19 protein-coding genes and 1 riboswitch are annotated in these 22,059 nt (G+C 47.5%); of the genes, 4 read left to right on the top strand and 15 right to left on the bottom strand.

The genetic code is table 11. The annotated features are described in order from the left end of the window. Positions 1-23: 23 nt before the first annotated feature. The 5 genes from lpdA to FC34_RS01250 all read right to left on the bottom strand — a co-directional run bounded on the left by lpdA (position 24) and on the right by FC34_RS01250 (position 6,261). On the bottom strand, positions 24-1,427 hold the full coding sequence (lpdA, locus tag FC34_RS01270) for a dihydrolipoyl dehydrogenase (protein ID WP_057893569.1): 1,404 nt from the start codon (positions 1,425-1,427) through the stop codon (positions 24-26). 3 nt (positions 1,428-1,430) lie between these two features. After that, the gene (locus FC34_RS01265; protein ID WP_057893568.1) at positions 1,431-3,041 is read right to left on the bottom strand and encodes a dihydrolipoyllysine-residue acetyltransferase; all 1,611 of its coding nucleotides are present in this window, start codon (positions 3,039-3,041) and stop codon (positions 1,431-1,433) included. Between the two features lie 18 nt (positions 3,042-3,059). Beyond that, complete coding sequence (locus FC34_RS01260; RefSeq protein WP_057893567.1) at positions 3,060-4,037, bottom strand: alpha-ketoacid dehydrogenase subunit beta; 978 nt, start codon at positions 4,035-4,037, stop codon at positions 3,060-3,062. Between the two features lies 1 nt (position 4,038). Beyond that, complete coding sequence (gene pdhA, locus FC34_RS01255) at positions 4,039-5,145, bottom strand: pyruvate dehydrogenase (acetyl-transferring) E1 component subunit alpha (protein WP_057893566.1); 1,107 nt, start codon at positions 5,143-5,145, stop codon at positions 4,039-4,041. Positions 5,146-5,454: 309 nt separating this feature from the next. Continuing rightward, entirely contained in the window at positions 5,455-6,261 is an 807-nt protein-coding gene (locus FC34_RS01250; protein WP_057893565.1) for a hypothetical protein, read from the bottom strand. 187 nt (positions 6,262-6,448) lie between these two features. Continuing rightward, positions 6,449-6,610, bottom strand: a riboswitch (M-box (ykoK) riboswitch). 146 nt (positions 6,611-6,756) lie between these two features. Here FC34_RS01250 and def point away from each other — a divergent pair. Next, the gene (def, locus tag FC34_RS01245; RefSeq protein WP_057893564.1) at positions 6,757-7,311 is read left to right on the top strand and encodes a peptide deformylase; all 555 of its coding nucleotides are present in this window, start codon (positions 6,757-6,759) and stop codon (positions 7,309-7,311) included. Positions 7,312-7,373: 62 nt separating this feature from the next. Here the strand turns inward: def and FC34_RS01240 are convergent, their stop codons facing one another. From FC34_RS01240 to FC34_RS01230, 3 genes are read right to left on the bottom strand one after another with little or no spacing between them, the layout of a single operon-like run. Continuing rightward, positions 7,374-9,137: an ABC transporter ATP-binding protein gene (locus FC34_RS01240; RefSeq protein ID WP_057893563.1), complete on the bottom strand. Its 1,764-nt coding sequence runs from the start codon at positions 9,135-9,137 to the stop codon at positions 7,374-7,376. Next, the gene (locus FC34_RS01235) at positions 9,134-10,867 is read right to left on the bottom strand and encodes an ABC transporter ATP-binding protein (RefSeq protein ID WP_057893562.1); all 1,734 of its coding nucleotides are present in this window, start codon (positions 10,865-10,867) and stop codon (positions 9,134-9,136) included. The genes FC34_RS01240 and FC34_RS01235 overlap by 4 nt, the downstream gene beginning before the upstream one ends. Before the next feature lie 18 nt (positions 10,868-10,885). After that, positions 10,886-11,323, bottom strand: coding sequence for a hypothetical protein (locus tag FC34_RS01230; RefSeq protein WP_057893561.1), 438 nt, complete (start codon positions 11,321-11,323; stop codon positions 10,886-10,888). A 203-nt stretch (positions 11,324-11,526) separates the two neighbouring features. On the opposite strand from FC34_RS01230, the gene FC34_RS01225 reads away from it, so the two are divergent. Then, complete coding sequence (locus FC34_RS01225; protein ID WP_057893560.1) at positions 11,527-11,739, top strand: DNA-dependent RNA polymerase subunit epsilon; 213 nt, start codon at positions 11,527-11,529, stop codon at positions 11,737-11,739. Between the two features lie 3 nt (positions 11,740-11,742). Then, the gene (rnjA, locus tag FC34_RS01220; RefSeq protein WP_057893559.1) at positions 11,743-13,425 is read left to right on the top strand and encodes a ribonuclease J1; all 1,683 of its coding nucleotides are present in this window, start codon (positions 11,743-11,745) and stop codon (positions 13,423-13,425) included. Between the two features lie 315 nt (positions 13,426-13,740). Here the strand turns inward: rnjA and FC34_RS01210 are convergent, their stop codons facing one another. Further along, on the bottom strand, positions 13,741-14,139 hold the full coding sequence (locus FC34_RS01210) for a hypothetical protein (protein ID WP_057893557.1): 399 nt from the start codon (positions 14,137-14,139) through the stop codon (positions 13,741-13,743). A 143-nt stretch (positions 14,140-14,282) separates the two neighbouring features. On the opposite strand from FC34_RS01210, the gene FC34_RS01205 reads away from it, so the two are divergent. Then, a complete protein-coding gene (locus FC34_RS01205; protein ID WP_057893556.1) occupies positions 14,283-15,260 on the top strand; it encodes a diacylglycerol/lipid kinase family protein in 978 nt (325 codons plus the stop codon). A gap of 47 nt (positions 15,261-15,307) precedes the next feature. On the opposite strand, the gene FC34_RS01200 is transcribed toward FC34_RS01205, so the two are convergent. The 6 genes from FC34_RS01200 to FC34_RS01175 all read right to left on the bottom strand — a co-directional run bounded on the left by FC34_RS01200 (position 15,308) and on the right by FC34_RS01175 (position 21,969). Further along, the gene (locus tag FC34_RS01200) at positions 15,308-16,519 is read right to left on the bottom strand and encodes a GNAT family N-acetyltransferase (protein ID WP_057893555.1); all 1,212 of its coding nucleotides are present in this window, start codon (positions 16,517-16,519) and stop codon (positions 15,308-15,310) included. Then, complete coding sequence (gene recD2, locus FC34_RS01195; protein WP_157052199.1) at positions 16,516-18,900, bottom strand: SF1B family DNA helicase RecD2; 2,385 nt, start codon at positions 18,898-18,900, stop codon at positions 16,516-16,518. The genes FC34_RS01200 and recD2 overlap by 4 nt, the downstream gene beginning before the upstream one ends. Beyond that, positions 18,893-19,555 carry a tetratricopeptide repeat protein gene (locus FC34_RS01190; RefSeq protein WP_057893553.1) on the bottom strand — a complete coding sequence of 221 codons (663 nt, stop codon included), beginning with the start codon at positions 19,553-19,555 and terminating at the stop codon, positions 18,893-18,895. The genes recD2 and FC34_RS01190 overlap by 8 nt, the downstream gene beginning before the upstream one ends. A gap of 8 nt (positions 19,556-19,563) precedes the next feature. Beyond that, a complete protein-coding gene (locus FC34_RS01185; protein ID WP_057893552.1) occupies positions 19,564-20,226 on the bottom strand; it encodes a histidine phosphatase family protein in 663 nt (220 codons plus the stop codon). 132 nt (positions 20,227-20,358) lie between these two features. Further along, a complete protein-coding gene (gene mnmA / locus FC34_RS01180; protein WP_057893551.1) occupies positions 20,359-21,492 on the bottom strand; it encodes a tRNA 2-thiouridine(34) synthase MnmA in 1,134 nt (377 codons plus the stop codon). Between the two features lie 135 nt (positions 21,493-21,627). Next, positions 21,628-21,969 carry a DUF1831 domain-containing protein gene (locus tag FC34_RS01175; RefSeq protein ID WP_057893550.1) on the bottom strand — a complete coding sequence of 114 codons (342 nt, stop codon included), beginning with the start codon at positions 21,967-21,969 and terminating at the stop codon, positions 21,628-21,630. Between the last annotated feature and the right edge of the window lie 90 nt (positions 21,970-22,059).

The following is a 22,059-nucleotide window of genomic DNA, read 5'->3' as shown; positions in this document are numbered from 1 at the left end:
GCTTTGCATCATTTCAAAATTGTTTAGATGTTAACTGGTAATCCTAAGGCCAGTTCAGCATCATCCATAATGGCTTCACTTAATGTCGGATGTGGATGAATCGTTAAGGCCAAATCTTCAGCGTTCATCCCAGATTCAACTGCCAAAGTGAGCTCTGAAATCAAATCAGATGCCCCCGGGCCGGCTACTTGCGCGCCAATCAGTGTATTATCAGCATTCGTCACTAACCGCACGAACCCGTCAGTGTTTGCTAGACTCAACGCCCGGCCATTTGCGGCAAATGGGAACTTAGCCCCTTTAGCATCAATGCCTTGATCCTTGGCTGCTTGAACTGTCAAACCGGTGGTGGCAAGTTCGGGATCCGTGTAGCAAACTGCCGGCATTGCCTTGTAATCAACAGCACTAGCTTTACCGCTGATGGCTTCAGCGGCAATCTTACCTTCATAGCTCGCTTTGTGGGCCAGAGCCGCCCCTGCGACCACATCGCCAATCGCATAAATATTAGGCAGATTTGTCCGTCCTTGGTTGTCAACTTTGATAAGGCCGCGGTCACTCATCTCGATACCGGCGATTTCAAGTCCCATATCATTAGTATTCGGACGCCGACCAACCGTGACCATGACGTAGTCGGCCGCAATCACCTGATCTGCACCGTCAACGGTATAAGTCACCTTAACACCGTCGTTTGTTTCTTCAGTATTTTTAGCCATCGCATTAGTAATCACATCAATATTACGATTCTTGAAAGACTTGAGCACTAACTGCACCATATCTTTTTCGAAATTCGGCAGAATGGATGGTGTCCCTTCAAGGATTGTCACATGTGCCCCTAGATTAGCATAAGCACTGGCCAACTCTGAGCCAATATACCCGCCACCAATGACCACAAACTCTTTAGGGACCGCCTGCAACCCCAAGCCACCGGTGGAGTCTAGAACCCGATCACCAAACTTAAAACCAGGAATCTCGATTGGCCGGCTACCAGTGGCAATGATGAGATGCTTGAAGTTATACGTTTGGGCAGAATCTTTCTGCATTACCCGTAAACTGTGATCATCTTTTAAGAAAGCTTCGCCCATGATGGTTTCAATCTTGTGTTTCTTAAACAACATTGATACCCCACCAGTTAATTTGTCGACCACTTGATGCTGCTTCCAATCTTGGGTGACCGCGAAGTCAAGCGTGGCGCCCTTGGATTGGACGCCGAAAACAGTACTGTCTAGCGCATCTTGATAACGATGGCCGGCCGAAATGAGGGCTTTTGAAGGAATACAACCGACGTTTAAACACACGCCGCCAATAAACTCTCGTTCAATTACGGTGACCTTTTGACCCATTTCAGCCGCCCGAATGGCAGCCACATAGCCGCCAGGGCCCGAGCCGATTACAACGGTATCTAAATCAATGGCAAAATCTCCAACGACCATGTGTTATCCCTCCATCAGCAGCAGATCTGGATCTGCTAACAATTGTTTCAATTCATTCAAAGCTGTCTGAGCTAACGCCCCATCAATCAGTCGATGATCATAGCTCATTGAAAGCTTGAGCATGTTACCCACAACGATTTCACCGTCAGGATTGACATACGGTTCCTTGGCAATCTTACCGACCCCCAGAATCGCGACTTCAGGCTGATTGATGACTGGTGTGAACCAGCCACCGCCAATCGAACCCACGTTACTGATGGTCATAGAGCCGCCGGACATTTCTTTCATCGAAAGCTTGCCGTCATAGGCTTTTTGCGCATTTTCACTAATTTCTTTGGCAATTTCAAACATTGACTTGGTATTCGCATCCTTAATCACTGGGACGTACAGCCCATGTTCAGTGTTGGTGGCAATCCCAATATTGAAGTAATGCTTATACACGATTTCATCAGTCGTGTTGTCAATTGAGGCATTCAGTTCAGGGAAGTCACGCAGCACCACCACTAAAGCCTTGACAATGTAAGGCAGGAAGGTCAACTTGATGCCCTTATCAGCGGCAACTTCCTTGTACTTCTTACGATGGGTCATCATGGCACTCACTTCAACCTCATCGAAACTCGTCACATGTGGCGACGTTTGTTTAGAATTCAACATCGCTTTAGCAATGGCTTTGCGCGTTGGTGACATCTTCTCGCGGGTTTCTAATGCGGCCACATCAGCACTTGGTTGATATGGGGCGACTGGTTGAGCGGCAGGTTGTGGTGCCGCTGGTGCAGGTGTAGCAGTTGGCGTGGCACTTGACCCAGTCACTTGAGGTGACGCAGTGTTCCCAGCTTTAAATTGGTCAATATCGGCTTTGGTAATCCGACCATGTTTCCCAGTGGCTGGGACTTGAGAAATATCGACACCCTGCTCCCGCGCATATTGACGCACGGATGGCATCGCCAAAATTTCGCGATTCGGATCACTGACCGCCACGACGGCAGGACCAGCTGCAGGGGCCGCCGCTTCGGTGGTGTCAGCAGCCGGAGCGGCAGGTGCGGCACTGACTGCATCATTATGCCCAGGAGCATCAATTTCAACCAGTGGCTGACCAACAGTGGCCGTCACGCCTTCGTCGACCAGGATCGAGACAACTTTACCGGTCACTGGGGATGGAATTTCTTCAACGGATTTGTCGTTTTGGACTTCAAGTAAGGTGTCATCTTCGTTAATGGAATCCCCTGGCTTAACGAACCACTTGACGATTTCACCTTCTGCAATCCCTTCGCCAATGTCTGGCAACTTAAATTGATAGACCCCAGCAGGGGCTGAAGTATTGGCGGGAGCAGTTGTAGACGCTGCTGTGGCCTCTGGCTGTGCAGCACCCGCACCACTGCCGTCGTCAACTTCAACTAATGTCTGGCCGACCGTGGCTGTTTCGCCTTCAGCCACCAAAATGTTAAGAATCGTCCCCGTCACCGGAGATGGAATTTCTTCGACGGATTTGTCATTTTGAACTTCTAAAAGGGTGTCATCCTCTTTAATGGTATCGCCCGGTTTGACGAACCATTTAACGATTTCACCTTCTGCAATCCCTTCACCAATATCAGGGAGTTTGAATTCATAGGCCATGTTTGCGTTCCCCTTCTCTTAAAAATCGACTGTTTCACGAACCTTGGCTTCAATATCAGCCGCGTTTGGTAGCCAGATGCTTTCGGCTTCCCCAAATGGGAATGGCGTATCTGGTGCTGCCACTAATCCGATGGGCGCGTCTAATGAGAGAATAGCCCGTTGGGAAATTTCGCTAATCACACTCGCGGCAACGCCACCCATCCGTTGAGCTTCTTGCACGACGACAACTTTGTGCGTCTTCTTAACCGAGGCAATCAGGGTCTCAACATCAAGTGGTGCAATTGTCCGTAAGTCAATAATTTCAACATCAATATTATCTTTTGCTAAGGCTTCCGCTGCCTTGGCCGCTTCTCTGACCATGGCCCCATAAGTAATAATCGTCACGTCTGAGCCTTCACGCGTGACACTGGCTTTGTCCAATGGCACTTCATAGGCTTCATCAGGAACTTCTTCACGGAATGACCGATAGAGCTTCATGTGCTCCAAATATAAAACAGGATCATTGCTGCGAATCGCGCTGATCAGCAGGCCTTTAGCATCATAGGGGTTGCTTGGTACCACGACCCGCATGCCAGGAAATTGGCTCACAAGGCCTTCAAAGTTATCACTGTGCATTTCTGGCGTGTGCACGCCCCCACCAAACGGCGCGCGAATGGTGATTGGCATTTGGCGCGTGCCGCCCATTTTGTAGCGCATCCGTGACATTTGACCGCCGATACTATCCATCACTTCAAAAATGAAACCATAGAATTGAATTTCAGGGATTGGCCGCCAGCCTGTCAGAGCTAACCCAATCGCTAAGCCACCAATTCCGGACTCAGCCAGTGGCGTATCAAAAACGCGATCCTCGCCATGCTTTGCTTGTAAGCCATCTGTGGCCCGGAATACACCACCATTTTTCCCAACGTCTTCCCCAAAAATCAGGGTCTTAGGGTCATTGGCCAGCTCCAAATCCAGGGCATCAGTAATCGCCTGAATCATTGTCTTTTGCGTCATGTTAGTTGGCCTCCTTGGTGGTAAATTTTGCGAGTTGTTCGGCCACATTTTGTGGGGCAACTTCGTACGTATCTTTCAAGAAACGAGAAACGGTTTGTTTTGGTGCTTGGTCGGCTTTGTTAATCGCCGTCTTAATTTCATCTTTCGTTTGTTCAATCAGGGCACCTTCTTGCTCTTGCCTCCAGATACCTTTGTCAGTCAGGTAATTGCGCATCCGAATCAGCGGATCACGTTTTTGCCACAAATCATCGGTTTCCTTGCTCCGATAACGCGTTGGGTCATCCCCAGATAACGTGTGCGGCCCATAACGATACGTCAGCGTTTCAATTAACACTGGACCATTGCCTGCCGCTACGAACTCGCGAGCCTCATGCATGACTTCGTAGACAGCTAATGCGTCCATCCCATCGACTTGAATCCCTGGGACGCCGGCAGCCACTGCCTTTTGCGCTAATGTTGGTGCCGCAGTCTGCTTTTCGCGGGGGACGGAAATCGCATAACCATTATTCTGGACAACGAAAATGGCAGGTGCTTTAAAGGCCCCAGCAAAGTTAATGCCTTCATAGAAGTCACCCTGAGAGGTCCCGCCATCACCGGTGTACGTGTAGGCAACTTCATCGGCACCGTTCTTCTTCAAGCCCAAGGCAACTCCAGCCGTCTGGACATACTGGGCGCCGATAATGATTTGTGGTGGCAAGGCATGGAAATCCTCTGGGTACACATTGCCTTCAACATGTCCCCGTGACCACAAAAAGGCCTTATCAAGGGGCAGGCCGTGTTGAATGAGTTCAGGCACATCTCGATAGCCAGGCAGAAGCCAATCACTTTGTTTCATCGCAAAATTACTGCCCAATTGGCTGGCTTCTTCACCGGCCGTTGGCGCATAAAAACCGAGACGACCCTGGCGATTGAGGGCTGTGGCCCGTTGATCAAGGACTCGTGACCACACCATTTGGGACATCAGTTCAACCAGTTGTTCATCCGTTAAATCTGGCATGATATCCGGATTGACGACTTTCCCCACCTCATCAAGAATTTGGACGGTTGAAAACATTTCAGCCGGTTGCTTTAACAACTGGTCGAAGTTGACTGCTTGTTGCTTTGCCATATTCAGAACCTCTTTTCACTCATTCTGTTATACTGCCGCAAAAAAACTGTATTAGTTTCTTCTCTCACAATTAGAGCGTAACAGAAGCAGATAAGTTTTGCAAGCGTTTTACTAAGCTGAATCACAGCTTTAATCGTTGTATTATCAAGCTTTCATTCACTTCATTTCCAATGTGATTAAAACAGGAATAGGCCGATTAATACACCTAAAAAAGGGCAGCTTGTGAAAATCAAATCGAAATCAATAGCCACTTTTCAGGCACAAAAAAAGAACTCGCCAGAAGACGAGTTCTTATTAATCATCAAAATCTCAATTAGGCAAGGGCCACGAGACTGGGTCCTGGTTGTATCGAAAGGCGCTCTCACTCACATGATGACGCACTTGGCCAACCAGGGACATCCGGTTGAAGAACCCGGACAGGACTTTCAATAGTCCTTGTTGTTCACGCAAAATTTGCTTAGACATGTCGCCTAGCCGAGGCAAAACACCAGCAACTTGTGTCACGGCAGCCATCCGCAAACCTGCGATAACTGCAGTGACAGTATTCATTAATGTGGCAGCCTGAGGCATTGGTGCTTGAGCATTGAAATCTTGAACGACTTGATCAGCAACCCGACCATTATGGCCTGCCACTGTGGCAGTCAAGTTCTCAACGGCAATCGCACCGGCAGGCACGACAGTTTGCGCTTTGTGGCCGAGCAGCCAGTTCAATACTGGTGCCACCACAAACTTCTGCCGATCTGCCAGAAGATCAATCGCTGTGCGCTCACCAGCGTGAACGACAACCAAATCACCTGCAACTAATTCACCAACAGGCACAATGAATGCCAGGCCATCACGAATCACTGACACGTTGGCTTCACGATCTTGCAATTGGGTCAGATAGTGAACCAAAGCCAGATGCGCACCCAAGCCAACGATTGCAGCCAGCACCATAATCAAGCCGGCGACGACCCATTGATCAAACTCACCAATTGTGACCAAACTTCCTCCTAAACCGAGGAGTAAGATTGGCAACAACCGGAAACGCAACGCACCATCGAAAGTTTGTGGTACTTGCGTTAAACGCGCTTTTTGAATTTCTAAACGTGTTAACCCACTTGTAATTTTCAACATCGTCAATCTCCTCTCTAAACCCGAGAGGCTTGCGATGCCACCTATTTTAGATGTTGCGGCGGCATAATGACAAACCTTCCGGGATCCGGTTTATCACTACTACCACCAATTGCTGTTTGTTCCATTATGCCACCCTCTTTCTTTAATAGATGCAAAAAAGGCCCACTGATTGAGTGCGCGCAAAAGTTTCGCATCCCAATCGTTTAGTTTTAGCACTATACGCCTAGAGGTTACTCAGCTACATTAGAAAAAGCCTTGATGGGCAGTTCCAGTTGACTCAATTGGCATCTCTCGATGTTTCTGAGCAGCAGCGTTGTACGTATAGGAGCCTCACCTAACGGAAAGCATCTATTAGTATTCTTTATTAACGTAGCAGGATTAATACGATGTGTCAAGAAAAGCGTGATATTACAAGGAAAATGGCCTTAGGGCAAGTTGCGCAAAAAAAATCCTGTGGTAAGCTTATTTAGAATCGAAATTACGGAGGTCAGTAGTGTGTATTTAATGAAAGATATTACGCGTGACGGTGCTTCGGTCTTGCGCGACATCGCCGAACCAGTGAATTTTCCTTTATCTGAAGCCGATCAACAATTGGCACATGACATGATGGAATATCTGGAAATCAGTCAAAATGAAACCGAAAATGAGAAGTATCATTTACGTCCAGGCGTTGGCCTAGCTGCCCCTCAAGTCGGTGTTGGTAAAGCAATGGCTGCAGTGTTAGTTCCCGGTGCTGAAGACGAGATTCTGTTTAAAGATGTCCTCATCAACCCCCGGATTATCAGCCACAGTGTGCAGCCCGCTGCACTGGCCGAAGGCGAAGGTTGCCTGTCAGTGGATAAAGACATCCCCGGCTATGTCGTTCGCCATGACCGAATTACCGTTCGGTATCAGAATATGGCCGGCGAAACTGTCAAAGTGCGACTCAAGAACTACCCCGCCATCGTTGCCCAGCATGAAATCGATCATCTTAATGGCATCCTGTTTTACGACCACATTAATCAAGAAAAACCATTCACGATTGAACCCGATGCCGTCATTATCGAATAACATCACCTAATTAAAAAGACCTGCGAATTCCTTTTTTGAGGAATCGCAGGTCTTTTTTTGGATTAAACCGGATCGTCTGCATCGCCAAACTGGCTTTGGTACAGCTTGGCATAGAAGCCATTATCGGCAAGCAAGCTCGTATGGGTCCCTTGCTCAATAATCTCACCGTGATTCATCACGAGAATCAAATCGGCATTTCGTATGGTTGAGAGCCTGTGGGCAATGACAAAACTCGTTCGCCCTTGCATGACGCGATCCATGGCTGTCTGCAAAAGGCCTTCCAAGCGTGTATCCACAGAACTGGTGGCCTCATCGAGAATCAGAATCTTTGGATCCGCAATCACGGCCCGGGCAATGGTTAAAAGCTGCTTTTGGCCGAGGGAAACATTCTGCGCTTCTTCGTCGATGACCATTTGATAGCCATCAGGTAGTGTCCGAATAAAATGGTCCACATTGGCTGTTTTAGCGGCATCGACGACTTCATAATCCGTCGCGTCTATGCGGCCCAGGCGAATATTATCCGCGATGGTTGTATGGTACAACCAAGCATCTTGCAGCACCATCCCAAATTGTTTGCGAACAACATCGGCGGTGAGCGATTGGGTGTTCACCCCATCAATCTCAATCGCGCCAGCATCCACATCATAAAAGCGCATCAGCAAATTGATGAGTGTTGTTTTCCCGGCCCCAGTTGGGCCGACAATCGCGACTGTGTCACCCGGGTTGGCCACGAAACTAAGATGCTTGATCAAAGGCTGGTCCTGATGGTAAGCAAAACTCACATCATTGAAACTGACTCGGCCCAACACTGGCGTTGGCAACTGAGCACTGGTCCTTTGTTGCGGCGCATCGGAGGCATTGAGAACTTCAAACACCCGGGCTGTCGCCGCCCCTGCACTTTGCATCACGCCGGCCAATTGCGTCAAGCTCGAGAGCGGCTGATTAACCTGCCAAATATATTGGATGAACGCCTGTAAATTACCTAGCGAAATGATGCCAGCGACCACATTGTATCCGCCGAGCATCGCCATAGCCGCATAAGTCATATTGGCCGTCATCCCTACTAAAGGCATCATCAGGCCAGAAATAAAGGCTGCCTTAAAGCCTTGATCTGCTAAGGCGTGGTTAACCGTTCTGAACTTCTCAATGGCCTGATTCTCTTGCCCAAACACCTTCAAAACCGTAAAGCCAGTGTAATTCTCTTGAATATAACCATTTAAATCCCCGAGAGCGTTTTGCTGGCCTTTAAAGTAAGGCTGTGAATAATGGACAATCGCTCGAGAAATGCCTAATGACAAAGGAATCATGATAAGCGATAACAGTGTCATCAACGGATTAATCAACACCATCATAATCACGGCCGAAATAATACCAACAATCGAGGTGACAATTTGAATAAAGCTTTGTTGAAAGGCATTAGTAATCGCATCCACATCATTGGTCACGCGTGAAAGCAGATTTCCTTGCTGATGGGCATCAAAATAGCTCACCGGCAATCGGTCAATTTTATCTGTGAGTGCCGCCCGCAAATCGCGCATTGCCCGTTGGACAGCCAAGGTCATCCACCACGATGACAAGAACAATGTGATTTGATAGCCTAGTGCTTCCAAAATAATGAGGACAATGACCTTTTGAATATAGTCAAAATTGATTGCGACGTGAGCGGCCAAGTTATTCCCTATTTCAGTGATGGCCAAGCCCATAATCACTGGCCATAAAGCGTTTAAGCCGACCGAAATTACCGTTGCCAGGAGGGCACCATAGAACAAGCGTCGATAAGGTCTCAAGTAACGGAGCAATTGTGCAAATTGTCGCCATTGTTTCATTCTGCCAACTCCTCCTTAGATAATTGCGATTCTGCGATATCGCGGTACAACGGGCTGTTAGCCAACAATTCCCTGTGGGTGCCAATCGCGGCCACATGACCTTCATTAAGGACCACAATGCGATCGGCGTGCATAATCGTTCCCACGCGCTGGGCCACAATCAGCGTCGTCTTATCGCGCGTTATTGGCGCCAAGTTCTTGCGCAAACGCGCATCAGTCGCATAATCAAGCGCAGAGAAACTGTCGTCAAAAATGAAGATTTCTGGTTCCCGAACAATAGCCCGCGCAATTGCGAGGCGTTGTTTTTGCCCGCCTGAAAGGTTGCTCCCACCTTCGCTCAAATACGTATTCAACTGATCAGGAAGTTCCGCCACGAAATCCGCCGCTTCGGCAATGTTTAGGGCCGCCCATAATTGGTCTTCAGTTGCCTCAGGGTTACCATAGCGCAGATTGTCAGCAATGGTGCCAGTAAACAACAGCGCTTTTTGTGGGATAAAGCCAATTCGCTGCCTCAGATTGCGCAATTGGAAATCCGGCACGGCCACGCCATCAATTGTGATTTGGCCTTCATTCACATCAAAGAACCGCGGTAGTAACTGGATAAGGGTCGACTTCCCGCTCCCGGTACTGCCGATAAAGGCAACGGTTTCGCCTTGATGGGCCGAAAAGCTGACATCTCGCAGAATTGGTGCTTCGCTGTGGCCAGGATAGGCAAACGTGACGTGATCAAAACTAATTTCTCCACGCTGTTGCGTCACGGTGACGCCACCGACATTTTCGTCGATTTCACTTTGCGCCGCGAGTACTTTTTGAATCCGGTAGGCAGACACCGCCGCTCTGGGGTACATCATGAAGACGCTCGCAAAAAGCATGAAACTAAAGAGAACGTGAAAAATATACTCAATGAAGGCAATCAGCGACCCGACATCCAAATGGCCAGCATCAATTTGGACGGCGCCGAGCCAAAGAATAATAGCAAAAACAATGTTAAAGATGAAAGAAAATCCCGGTTGAGCCACTGCCATAAGAGTGAATAATTTAATTGAACTATTCGCGTACTGGTCATTTGCTTTGGCGAAGCGGTTAGCAAAGAACTTCTCTCTCACAAACGCCCGAATCACCCGAATACCCGATAGAATTTCCCGTAAGGTCAGATTGACCCCGTCGAGATTTGCCTGCTGCTGATCAGACAGTGGTTCTGAGAACCGGCCAATCACCACAACGCCGAGTAACAGCACCGGGACGGCTAAGAACACAACCCAAGACAACTGGGGCGCGGTTCTGACAATCATCACCCCACTAGCAATGAACATCAAAGGTGTCATAAAGCCGGTGCGCAAGACCATTTGTAAGAACGTCATCACTTGAAAAGCATCATTAGTTGTCCGTGTGATTAAAGAACTGACCCCAAAATCACCGTATTCGGTGTGCGAGAACCGGACGACATGTTTAAAAATATCATCACGCATATCGCGAATGATGGCGGTGCTGAGTTTCGATCCAGTATAAGCCAGACCAATCAAGCCAATCAGGCCAATGAGGTTAATTGCGACCATTAACCAACCATAATGATAAATGCGGTTCAAATCTTTGGGTTCCACCCCATGGTCAATCAACTGACCTAATAATGTTGGCAATCCTAGTTCAATCAGGATAAAGCCAAATACAAAGAAGAAATTCAGCGCTAGAAGTTTGGGATAGCGCTTGGTGTATTGCCACATCAGTTTCAATTTTGGACCTCCAAAGGTTTATTCAGTCAAACGACTGAGGTCTTCAACATAATCAATAGTCGCCTGGTTTGTAATGAAAGCGACATCGAAATTCAATTTATTGTCGCGATGCCACAAGTCTGTGACAACAAAGGCGGGATAGCTGATATCAGAACTGGCGATGGTTTCATCATCCGCAACTGTCGCCAAAGCAGCGTTTAGCGTCTCTTCACTGATCGATTCAGGTGCAGGCACGTGATAGGAGAACGCCATCACCCCATGTCCCCAAACATCAGCCACGGCTTGAGAGCTTGCCGGCGCTTCTAAATTCAATTGGGCCAGGGCCTGTGTCACAACGCGATCCGTCACCCGTTGACTATGCCGTAATAAGACAGTCATGGCCCGCTTTCGGCGTGTGAGCCGCCACCAAACAACGCCAATGACCATAAGTAAAAGCACGATAATTCCAATGACCATGCTGGCACCTCCTACATTCATTTCAGTATACCGTACTTATTCAAAGGGATGAAAGCTTAGCTCAGAATCGCCCCTTTCTATACATTAAAGCCAACGTATGCTAAACTGTTTTTAATCGTTGAGCAATCAACAAACTGACCGGTAATACGCAAACCTTTCCCCAAAAGTGGGGTCATCTTTGTGTACACTGAAAGGAGCTTACTATGATTTACAAAGTATTATATCAAGAAGACAAGGTGAAAAACCCAAAACGCGAAACCACACAAACCCTCTATGTTGAGGCAGATTCAGCGGTGGCTGCTCGTGCATTGATTGAAGCAAATGCCCCATACAACATTGAATTCATTCAAGAACTTTCTGGGAACTTCCTTGATTACGAGCAAAAGTCACCTGACTTTAAACTAACGGAGTTCTAACCAATGAAACTTAATGTTAAGAACAATGAAACCGCCGTCTTTGCGATTGGTGGTTTAGGCGAAATTGGGAAGAACATGTATGGGATTCAATTCCAAGATGAAATCATTGTGATCGATGCCGGGATTAAGTTCCCCGAAGATGATTTACTTGGGATTGACTATGTTATTTCTGATTACTCCTATTTGGTCCAAAACCAAAGCAAGATTAAAGGCCTCGTAATTACTCACGGGCATGAAGACCACATTGGTGGGATTCCTTACTTCCTCAAGCAATTGCCAAATGTGCCTGTTTACGCTGGGCCCTTGGCAGCAGCCCTGATTCGCGGGAAACTGGAAGAACACGGCTTGTTGCGTAGTACCAATTTGACAGTCATCGATGAAGATACCGTCTTAAAGTTCCGCAAAACCAAGGTCGACTTCTTCCGGACCACGCACAGTATTCCTGATACCTTAGGGATTGCCGTGCATACCCCTCAAGGTGTGATTGTTGAAACTGGGGACTTTAAGTTCGACTTGACCCCTGTTGGTGACCAACCCGCTCCCAACTTGCAACGGATGGCAGCATTAGGCCAAGAAGGCGTCTTATTATTGATGTCTGACAGTACCAATGCCGAAATCCCTAACTTCACCAAGTCGGAACGGTTCGTCGGTAACTCTATTCGTCACATTTTTGATGGCATTGAAGGCCGGATTATTTTTGCGACCTTCGCCTCAAACATTTCCCGTGTCGCTCAAGCCGCCGAAGCAGCTATGGCCCACGGGCGCAAAATTGCTGTCTTTGGTCGCTCAATGGAAACGGCAATTGTGAATGGCCGGGAATTAGGTTATTTAGATATTCCCGATGATGTGCTGATTGATGCACACGAACTGAATCGCTTGCCAGCCAATGAAGTCATGATTTTATGTACCGGCTCACAAGGTGAACCAATGGCTGCCCTTTCTCGGATTGCCAACGGAACGCACCGCCAGATTAGTATTCAACCTGGTGATACCGTCATCTTCTCGTCGAACCCAATTCCTGGGAACACAACCAGTGTTAACCACGTGATTAATCAACTGAGTGAAGCTGGCGCGGAAGTCATTCATGGTAAAGTCAACAATATCCATACTTCTGGACACGGTGGTCAAGAAGAACAGAAATTAATGTTACGCTTGATTAAACCAAAGTTCTTCATGCCTTGCCATGGTGAATACCGGATGCAAAAGATTCACACAGAACTCGCTCAGCAATGTGGGGTTCCCGCTGAGAACTGCTTCATCATGGAAAATGGTGATGTTCTCGCGCTGACGGATCACTCCGCACGTCGAGCTGGCCACTTCCCTGCTGGCGATGTTTACATCGATGGTAACGGGATTGGCGATATCGGCAACGCCGTCATTCGTGATCGGCGCATGTTGTCTGAAGAAGGCCTTGTCGTTGTCGTTGCGACCATCAACATGCAGAAACAAGCCGTTTTGGCTGGCCCTGATCTATTATCTCGTGGATTCGTCTACATGCGTGAATCCGGCGAATTGATCAATCAAGCCCAACGGCGCGTCTATCGCACGATTAAGAATACTTTCTCGGGCAATGATAAAGTCACTGAGGCAATGCTCAAAGATGCGATTACCAGCAACTTGCAGGAATTCCTTTTTGATCAAACTGAACGCCACCCAATGATTTTACCAATGCTAGTCATGCTTTAAGCAAACAAAAGAGTCGCCCCAGATTATTCATCTGGAACGACTCTTTTTTTGTGGAAAGAATTAGTAAAAGAACAAGGTTCCTACTAGAAGCAGGAGCATGTATATGAATTGCACCCATAGGGCCATAACCATAAAACGTCTTTGCCCAGTTGGACTAACGATCTTGCTCGCTCGATGACCTAAGGCCAAAGCAGACAGGACGCCAATCACTGGAAATCCAAACGCCGTGAGGAGCAGAAAGAATTCAACCAGAAAATCAGATAACCTAGTTTGAAAAGTCATCCCATGACCTCATTCCTGTTAACCAGAATGCAGCTATTCTTCAGGACTGCCGGATACTCGTGTGAGAGAGACAGTCAAGACATTGTCAGGCGTTGTATTGTAGTCAGCCAACATTCCCTTCACAATCCCCTTTGATGGCCCATGAGTGCTCGTTGATTCTTCATAATTCTGAATCCAAGTGGAGACTGCATTGAACCCAAATTCGAACCCTTCGAATGTCTGCATGTACTCAGTAGATTGTGGGTTAGTCGTGACAATCGTTGCCTTAATCACGCGCTGATTCTGAATATCCAGCGTCAACTTAATCAAGCCATCGTCGATTGGCGTTTGAATCCCATCGGCCAGGGTTTTGGGGAGGCGATATTTGGCAATTCGCATATTCTGGTTATATACCCGTTGAACGTAATCATAACTTCCTAAGTCTAAACTCATAATGACAACTCCTTATAATTTTGAGTTCATTATAGCGAAGATTCCAAGAAATTGGTCAGATAAGGCCCTGAGCTAAACATTTTCGTTGTTTTTTCTAAAATCCGTGCGTATAATTTTAAACATTGAAAGAGAGGAAATTCACCATGCCTGTGCCATTTTTTTACGTCATTGTGAACCCTGTTTCCGGTGGCGGGAATGGGTTACGCGTATGGCAGGAAATCCAAACGGAGCTCGATGCACGACGAATCGACTATCAAGTGAAAGTGTCTCAATTTTCCGGGCATGCGGTTCAACTTGCACAGCAAATTGGTAACTTTGCTGCCGAATCACCAGCGGCTATTCTGGTCATCGGCGGTGACGGTACGCTAAATCAGGCATTAACTGGGGTTCGCTCGACCATCCATCCAGACATGCCATTGGCTTATATTCCCGCGGGATCAGGTAACGACTTCGCCCGCGGCATTGGTCTCAGTCCCAAACCTAAAGAAGCTTTAGCTCAGATTCTGGAAACAAGTCAACCCGTCAATATTGATGTTGGGGAATTTACTGAAACTAATCATCATCAGCATGGCTTCTTCGTTAATAATATTGGGATTGGCTTTGACGCAGCCATTGTTTCAGCGGCTAACCACAGTAAGGCCAAAAATTGGCTCAACAAAATCCACATGGGCCAATTGGCTTACATTATCAATGTTATTGGTGTCTTTTTTCGGCAAGCGGCCTTCCCCCTCACTGTGACGGTTGATGGGAAGCCAACGTACATCTCAAAAGCATTTCTCGTGACCACTTCCAATCATCCCTACTTTGGCGGAGGCGTCAAAATTCTGCCGGACGCAGTCCCGACTGATGGTAAACTTGATTTGATTGTAGTGGAACGACCAAATCTACTTTACTTTCTGTTTCTTGTGTTACAAGTCTTCCTAGGTCGACACACGAAATATGACGCGGTCCATGTTTTCCGGAGTGCCCATATTCAACTGAGCATGAATGATATTGAAGATGGCCAGATGGACGGTGAAGAACTCGGCAGTCGCACTTACGATATGCAATTTACCACCGTCCCCCACCCATTCTGGTTGAGTCATCTCACCCATGTACCCGATCAGCCTTCCACGCACTAAAAAAGCACTGGCCTAACCCATCTGGGTTGTGGCCAGTGCTTTTTTGATCAGAAGTAATCCGAAAAATACGGTTCATCCATTGGAATGATGGCTTCAAGATTCTTCAAGGCTGCCTTGGAGGCGGTCAAGCGTTCAATTTTGGCCAAATAGGATGGCCGCCGATAACTCATCATCATCGTGGTCAACGTTTGGATGTCCACAGTCACTGCTTCACCAACAGGGCGATCAGTGATCTGAACTTGGTCATTTTCATCCCACCAAACGCCAAAAGTCCCTTGATTCCAATCAGCCATTGGATCTGACACGATAAAGTGGAATGGTTTACCAACTTCAGCGAACGGATAAGCCTTCAAGAATTCACGCACATCGACAATCCGGGCCATAAAATAGGGCTGAATCGTCTGTTTGATGTCCCCATCGTCAAGAAGAAAGTGCAAGGGTTCATTCTTATAAATATTGCCACGCACCACGTCCACCATTGAGAAATGGGCCGCAATAAAGTTCCACAGTCCTACTCGAGCTTCTTGTGTCGTGTATACCATTTCTTTAATGTGGAAAACTTCATTCGCAATCCAATAAAGAATAAACCCTTGAGGCACATCATCTTCATCATAGTAAACGGCGGCGATGCGCTCTTCTTCGTTCTCCCAGCGCCAATATTCATCCCAATTCAATTGGTTTCGAATCATCGCCCCGTGGTTGACTTCAGCGAATCGATTATAGGTTTGAATCACATCTGGATCATCAATTTCCAATCGTTCAACGTGGCCAACGATATTTTCATGCCTTGGTAGTTGGGTGTCCTTGACTTCAAAAGTCAGGTGATCTGACATGATCTCCCACCCTTTTTTGCGGTAAAACGGAATGCTATAAGGGTACAGGTAAGAAATCCACTGTTTATGCTCACGCATATGGTTTAAACCTACTGAAATCAAATCATGCATCAACCCGTGTCCGGCGTATTCAGGATATGTTCCGACCCCAGTCAAACCGGCCATTTGATATTTCTGACCGTGAATATTCACCACACACGGATAAATAGCTAACTGGCTGACTAAGTCGTCCCCATGGAACCACCCAATCACGTCAGACTTCTCCAACACTGGCCGCTTGGCACGTTCCAATTCGCCTTCTTCATAGCCAGATTCTTCGACTTCTTTGGCTGTCACTTGAAAAACATAACTCAATAAATCATTAAATTGCTCTAAATGTTCAATCGTGACTGGTTTTATCTCTAACTCGTCGCGTATATCACTCATGCTTTTTCCTCCTGGACTGCCCGTTTCATCGGGGTTAACCCGTTCAAGCCAATCAACGGATCAATACTTTGACTCCTGACCAAGCTGGGCGTTAACCGATAATCTGTTGGTGGCTGCGTCACTTCAGGCGCCGAGTCTGGTGGACTCTGAGCACTGCCGCCAATGACATCTTGGAGCCGTTCAATCAGACTGGTGTGCCGATTGTCAGCCACTGCTTCTGCAGCGACTGAGAAGGCGCGCGGGTCCCCAACCAAAATCAGAAAATGTTTTGCCCGCGTAATGGCTGTGTACAGCAAATTTCGTTTCAACATTCGCTGACTTTGCATGGTTAAAGGCAGGATGACCAGTTCAAATTCTGACCCCTGCGCCTTATGGATGGAGGTTGCATAGGCCAAGGTGAATTTAGTCCAGTCTGACCGCTTATAGGTCAATTCGTTACCGTCGAAACTGATGATTAACTCATCAGTTTTACTCTCAGCATGCTTAGCGTCATTAATCCCTTCAATAATCCCGATTTCACCATTAAACACATTCTGTTCAGGATTGTTCACTAGCTGCAAGACCTTGTCGCCAATGCGATAGACCTTATCGCCAAACGTCACCTCTTTGGTCTGAGCTGACTTCTTGGGATTAAGTAGTGTCTGGATTAGCGGGTTTAAGGCATCAATTCCGGCAATCCCCCGATACATCGGGGCTAGGACTTGCATATCTGCTGGCTTAAACTTCTTTGCTGCCCGCTGAATGACCTGCGTAATCACATCGCCAATCTGGTCCGGCGCACAGGGAAAGAAAGACCGATCCACTTTGGGCGTCAGAATATCATCTGGTAAATACCCCGCGTTCACATCATGGGCTAAGGGAATAATTGAACTGGCTTGATCCTGGCGGTGAATATGGGTGAGCTCTTGGCTCGGCAAAACGCCACTCCGCAGCAGATCCGCAAAGACTTGACCCGGCCCAACGCTTGGCAGCTGGTCTTTATCTCCAACCAAAATCACTTTGATATGCGCATGAATGGAATTCAACAGCGTTCGAAACAGGTAGGTATCCACCATCGACATTTCATCAATAATGAGTAAGCCATCAGGCAATTCTTTGGGTTCAAAATCTTGTGTATCCACTGCCAGGCCCAGCAGACGATGAATGGTGCCAGCCGGCAGACTGGTTGTTTCAGTCATACGTTTAGCCGCCCGCCCAGTTGGCGCGGCGAGCATAATTGGAAAAGGCTCGTCGGTATAATGATTCACATCGAGTGACACATCATTTAACGTCGCATAGACCTGAACAATACCATTAATCACCGTTGTTTTCCCGGTCCCTGGTCCCCCAGTGAGCAGGAATAAAGGTTCTTTCATGGCAGTTTCAATGGCCTTTTTTTGGGTGTCATCATAAGTAATATCGTTGTTGTGTTCAACCGTCTTTAAGGCCTGCTTAAACGCCTTATCACTGACTGCTTCTTGGTCGGCCATCAAGGCTTTCAACTGCTCGGCAATTTGCCATTCAGCATCGAATAACCGCTTGGGATAAACCTTCTTGCCATCAGCGACGACCTGATTAGCTTTAGCCAGTTGCACGATGCCATCCGCCACTGCCTGAGGCGCAATCGCCACATTCCGGGCGCTTTGCAATAAGCGAATGGTTTCGTCGAGCAAATGCTCCAATTGGACGAAGGTATCGCCATTGCCATCGGTCATCGTCTGAAGGGTGTCGATAATCCCACCTTCAATCCGGACCGGACTATCAGGCGCAATATTTAGATGAGCAGCAATTTGATCAGCCCGTTTAAAACCGATACCCTCAATATCACCAATCAGTTTGTAGGGATTTTCTTGAATCACCTCAAGGGCATCAGTTTGATACTGTTGGTAGATTCGAGCTGCCAAGTTGCTACTGAAGCCATAATCATTCAGACCGATGATGACCTGCTCCATCCCCATGTTAGCTTTCAAGTTCTCAATTAAGGCGGCGCGTTTATTCGCATTTAAGCCCAAACCTTGAAGCGACTTAGGGTCTTGAATGATTTGATCAATCGCATCAACGCCCAGGGCCTCAACGATTCGCTCGGCAGTTTTAGGGCCAATGCCTGGAAACTTGTCCGAGCTAAGATACTTCACCAAGCCTTGTTTATTCGTGGGGCGATCAACGTGATAGTTATCAGCCTGAAATTGATTCCCATATTTAGGATGATCGATGACTTTGCCGGTGAAAGTGTATGTTTCATCTTCTTTAATATCACCAAAACTACCCGTTACGACAATTTCCGCATCCGGCCACTGAATGGTCGTTGCGGTAATTTCTAGCAACAGGATTTTATAGAAATTATTGGGGTTTTGGAAAAAAATACTTTTGACGCGGCCGCTCACACTGTCTTGGTCAGCCATGGTCATTCTCCCCTCGCCAATTTAAGAAGCGACTAATATCTTTGAGTTGGTCAAACTGTTGATTATACGTTTTGGGATCCAGCGCCTTGGCCTGATCTAGATACTGTGTCCCATCTTTGTCTTGGGCATTGAGCGCCAACCCATAATTAAACAGGACCTGGGCATTGTTGTCGGCCACAAATGGTCTCAGCATGGCTTCTGCTTCTGAGAAAGCGCCCAAACTGAGCAATAAGTTTGCGGATAATAAGGCTGCATCGACCTTGTCTGGTTGACGATCATGAGCTGTCAGCGCGAATGCCAAGGCCTTAGGGGCCTGGCCCAGGGCCTGATAACTCAAGCCCAACATATATTGGGCATCGGTGCCCAACTGGCTTTTGGAGGCGGCCAGTGGTGTGAGCCGGTTAATTGCCGACTGCGCATCCCCTTGTGCAAATGCGAGCACGCCAAAGCTGTATTGGAGTTCCTCATCATCAGGAAACCGCCCGAGGCTTTTGACCAATAATTCAGTGGCTTGGTCGTAGTCACCCAGACTGGTCAAGAGCGTTGCTAAGGTCGCATAGGGAGCCGGCTCATCGGGATTCGCATCCACAGCTGCAATCGCCTCGTGAACAGCAGCATCATGGTCACCTTGGTTAAAGCTGTCTGAAATCGCCATAGTTCCTCCTAAATCGTATCTGTTGCTTCAGGTTTCTTCGTTAAAAAGTGGGTGTCATTCCATTTAATCAATTCATAGGGTGGCTGGGCGTGATCCGTGGCTAAAATGGTCACACTGCTATTTGTCAAACCACCGTCTTTGCGCATTTGGGCCAAGGGAGTTCCCAGCAGGCTTTGAATAAGCGCCACCAACGCGGCCCCGTGACTCACAAACAAGAGATTGGCTTCTCCTGTGACATCGGCTGCCACTGCATGGGTGACGACTGGTTGCATCCGCGCAATTAATTCTGGAAAAGTTTCGCCACCAATTGCTGATGGATCGTACTCAGCCGGTGCTTCCCGGAACCCATGCAATTCCTCAGGATATCGTTTTTTTACCTCGGCAAACGTGAGGCCTTCCATTTTGCCCAAATTGAATTCTTGAAGTCCTGGGGCAATTGTTAACGGAATACTTTGGTGCATTTCAGCAATCAGATGTTCAGCCGTCGTTTGAGCTCTAGGTAATGGACTCACATAAGCATGATCAAAGTGCACTGGCGCCAGATCTTTGGCTAAGGCTGTGATTTGTGCATAACTGTCGGGCAATAACGGTGAATCCCCGTGCGCGCCTTGATAACGCCCTTCTAAATTCCATTGGGTTTTGCCGTGGCGAACAAAATACAAGTGTGTCAACCGATTGCCCTCCTCTTTTTCATCTAATTATTTATTATCGCGATTATTGCCGCCGAAATCAAGTCGCGCCTAATTCTACCGACACAAAAAGAACCTACGAACAAAAAGTCCGCAGGTTCTGCTGTTAATTACTTAGACGTATTGTAAAACCTTAGCGTCGCTGTACGCCACGTCGATGGTCCCACCACCGAGGCACTCTGCGCCATCGTAAAAGACGACAGCTTGGCCAGGGGTAATCGCACGCACGGGCTCGTCAAAGGTTACGGTGGCAGTATTGTCACCGGTCATCTTAACGGTCACGCCAGTATCAGCCTGACGGTAACGGAACTTCGCGGTGACATGGAACTCATCCCCACGAGCAGCACCGGTCGTCCAGCTTAGGTTCGTGGCATCAAGCTTCGTAGCATACAAAGCTGGGTTCTCAAAGCCTTGACCCACATACAAAATGTTTTGCTCGAGGTCCTTACCAACAACAAACCAAGGATCAGAGTTGTCAGAATTCCCACCGATGCCCAAACCAGATCGCTGGCCAATGGTGTAATACATTAACCCATCATGGTCGCCCATCTCTTGGCCATCAAGCGTCATCATCTTACCAGGCTGTGCTGGCAAATAAGTGCCTAAGAACTGCTTGAAGTTACGCTCGCCAATAAAGCAAATCCCGGTGGAGTCCTTCTTAGCAGCAGTGGCCAAACCATACTCAGCAGCAATTGCACGAACCTCAGACTTTTGCATGTGTCCGATTGGGAACATAGACCGCTTTAATTGCTCTTGAGACAACTGGCTCAAGAAGTAGGTCTGATCCTTATTAGCATCCGCACCACGCAACATGTGCGCCACGCCGTTAGCGTCGACGTCAACCTGTGCATAGTGACCCATGGCGATGTAATCAGCGTCAAGCTCGTCAGCATAGTCTAAGAATGCCTTGAACTTAATCTCTTTGTTGCACATTACATCAGGATTTGGGGTGCGGCCAGCTTTATACTCGTCAAGGAAGTAAGTGAAAACGCGATCCCAATACTCTTTCTCAAAGTTAATTGAGTAATATGGAATGCCAATCTCACTGGCTACCTTGGCCACGTCTTCATAATCCTCAGTGGCGGTACAGACACCATACTCATCTGTATCGTCCCAATTCTTCATGAACACGCCAACCACGTCGTACCCTTGTTGCTTGAGGAGTAGTGCTGTCACGGACGAATCAACGCCACCAGACATTCCTACAACCACACGGATATTGGAGTTGTCCAAAACTATCACCATCATTTCATCAGATTCTGGAATTATCCGATTTGAAGGTCGAAATCCAGTAACGTTAATTATAACAGTCTGAATTGATTTGGCAACACTATGAAAAAGTAAGAATGCCAAGCAAAAAACCGGCCAACTGGCCGGTTTTACTTACTGCTTCTGAAGCACATTTCGTTCGATGAGATTATCAACCAAATATTGGTATTGTTCGACATTTTCCGCCAACTTACTGTCGGTGAAAATATTGATTGCTTTTAATCCGTTTGCGGTCGTTACACTCATTTGGAACGCACTCAAGTCTTTACTGAAGGTTACCTTGAGTTTGTTTGCCGCCGTGAACGGTGAATTAGGGTCAAGCGAACGTTCGAGTTGAAAATTACCATTCTTGGTTTGGGTGAACCCCAAATCCATCAATGTATATCGTTTAATCTCAGGACTAATACCGTACGTATTCTTGTCGCCTAAAGCCTTACCTGTCGCAGCCAGTGCCATATTGTCACCTTCCTCATTAATCTACTGCTTATAGTTTAGCATAAGCACCCAACAGACAACACTCTGGCCAACAAAAAAAGCGACCACTCC

Origin of the sequence: Lacticaseibacillus brantae DSM 23927 (genome assembly GCF_001436115.1) — a bacterium.
Classification (GTDB): domain Bacteria; phylum Bacillota; class Bacilli; order Lactobacillales; family Lactobacillaceae; genus Lacticaseibacillus; species Lacticaseibacillus brantae.
Note: the sequence above shows the minus strand (reverse complement) of the source record. Positions and strands in the feature narration are given on the sequence as shown.

Coding starts and splice junctions, on each gene's coding strand:
- mnmA (WP_057893551.1), bottom strand. CDS start 21,492: ATGATGGTGATAGTTTTGGACAACTCCAATATCCGTGTGGTTGTAGGA.
- FC34_RS01240 (WP_057893563.1), bottom strand. CDS start 9,137: ATGAAACAATGGCGACAATTTGCACAATTGCTCCGTTACTTGAGACCT.
- FC34_RS01205 (WP_057893556.1), top strand. CDS start 14,283: ATGCCTGTGCCATTTTTTTACGTCATTGTGAACCCTGTTTCCGGTGGC.
- FC34_RS01210 (WP_057893557.1), bottom strand. CDS start 14,139: ATGAGTTTAGACTTAGGAAGTTATGATTACGTTCAACGGGTATATAAC.
- FC34_RS01230 (WP_057893561.1), bottom strand. CDS start 11,323: ATGGTCATTGGAATTATCGTGCTTTTACTTATGGTCATTGGCGTTGTT.
- recD2 (WP_157052199.1), bottom strand. CDS start 18,900: ATGGCTGACCAAGACAGTGTGAGCGGCCGCGTCAAAAGTATTTTTTTC.
- FC34_RS01200 (WP_057893555.1), bottom strand. CDS start 16,519: ATGAGTGATATACGCGACGAGTTAGAGATAAAACCAGTCACGATTGAA.
- FC34_RS01260 (WP_057893567.1), bottom strand. CDS start 4,037: ATGACGCAAAAGACAATGATTCAGGCGATTACTGATGCCCTGGATTTG.
- FC34_RS01225 (WP_057893560.1), top strand. CDS start 11,527: ATGATTTACAAAGTATTATATCAAGAAGACAAGGTGAAAAACCCAAAA.
- rnjA (WP_057893559.1), top strand. CDS start 11,743: ATGAAACTTAATGTTAAGAACAATGAAACCGCCGTCTTTGCGATTGGT.
- FC34_RS01190 (WP_057893553.1), bottom strand. CDS start 19,555: ATGGCGATTTCAGACAGCTTTAACCAAGGTGACCATGATGCTGCTGTT.
- FC34_RS01175 (WP_057893550.1), bottom strand. CDS start 21,969: ATGGCACTGGCTGCGACAGGTAAGGCTTTAGGCGACAAGAATACGTAC.
- lpdA (WP_057893569.1), bottom strand. CDS start 1,427: ATGGTCGTTGGAGATTTTGCCATTGATTTAGATACCGTTGTAATCGGC.
- FC34_RS01250 (WP_057893565.1), bottom strand. CDS start 6,261: ATGTTGAAAATTACAAGTGGGTTAACACGTTTAGAAATTCAAAAAGCG.
- pdhA (WP_057893566.1), bottom strand. CDS start 5,145: ATGGCAAAGCAACAAGCAGTCAACTTCGACCAGTTGTTAAAGCAACCG.
- FC34_RS01265 (WP_057893568.1), bottom strand. CDS start 3,041: ATGGCCTATGAATTCAAACTCCCTGATATTGGTGAAGGGATTGCAGAA.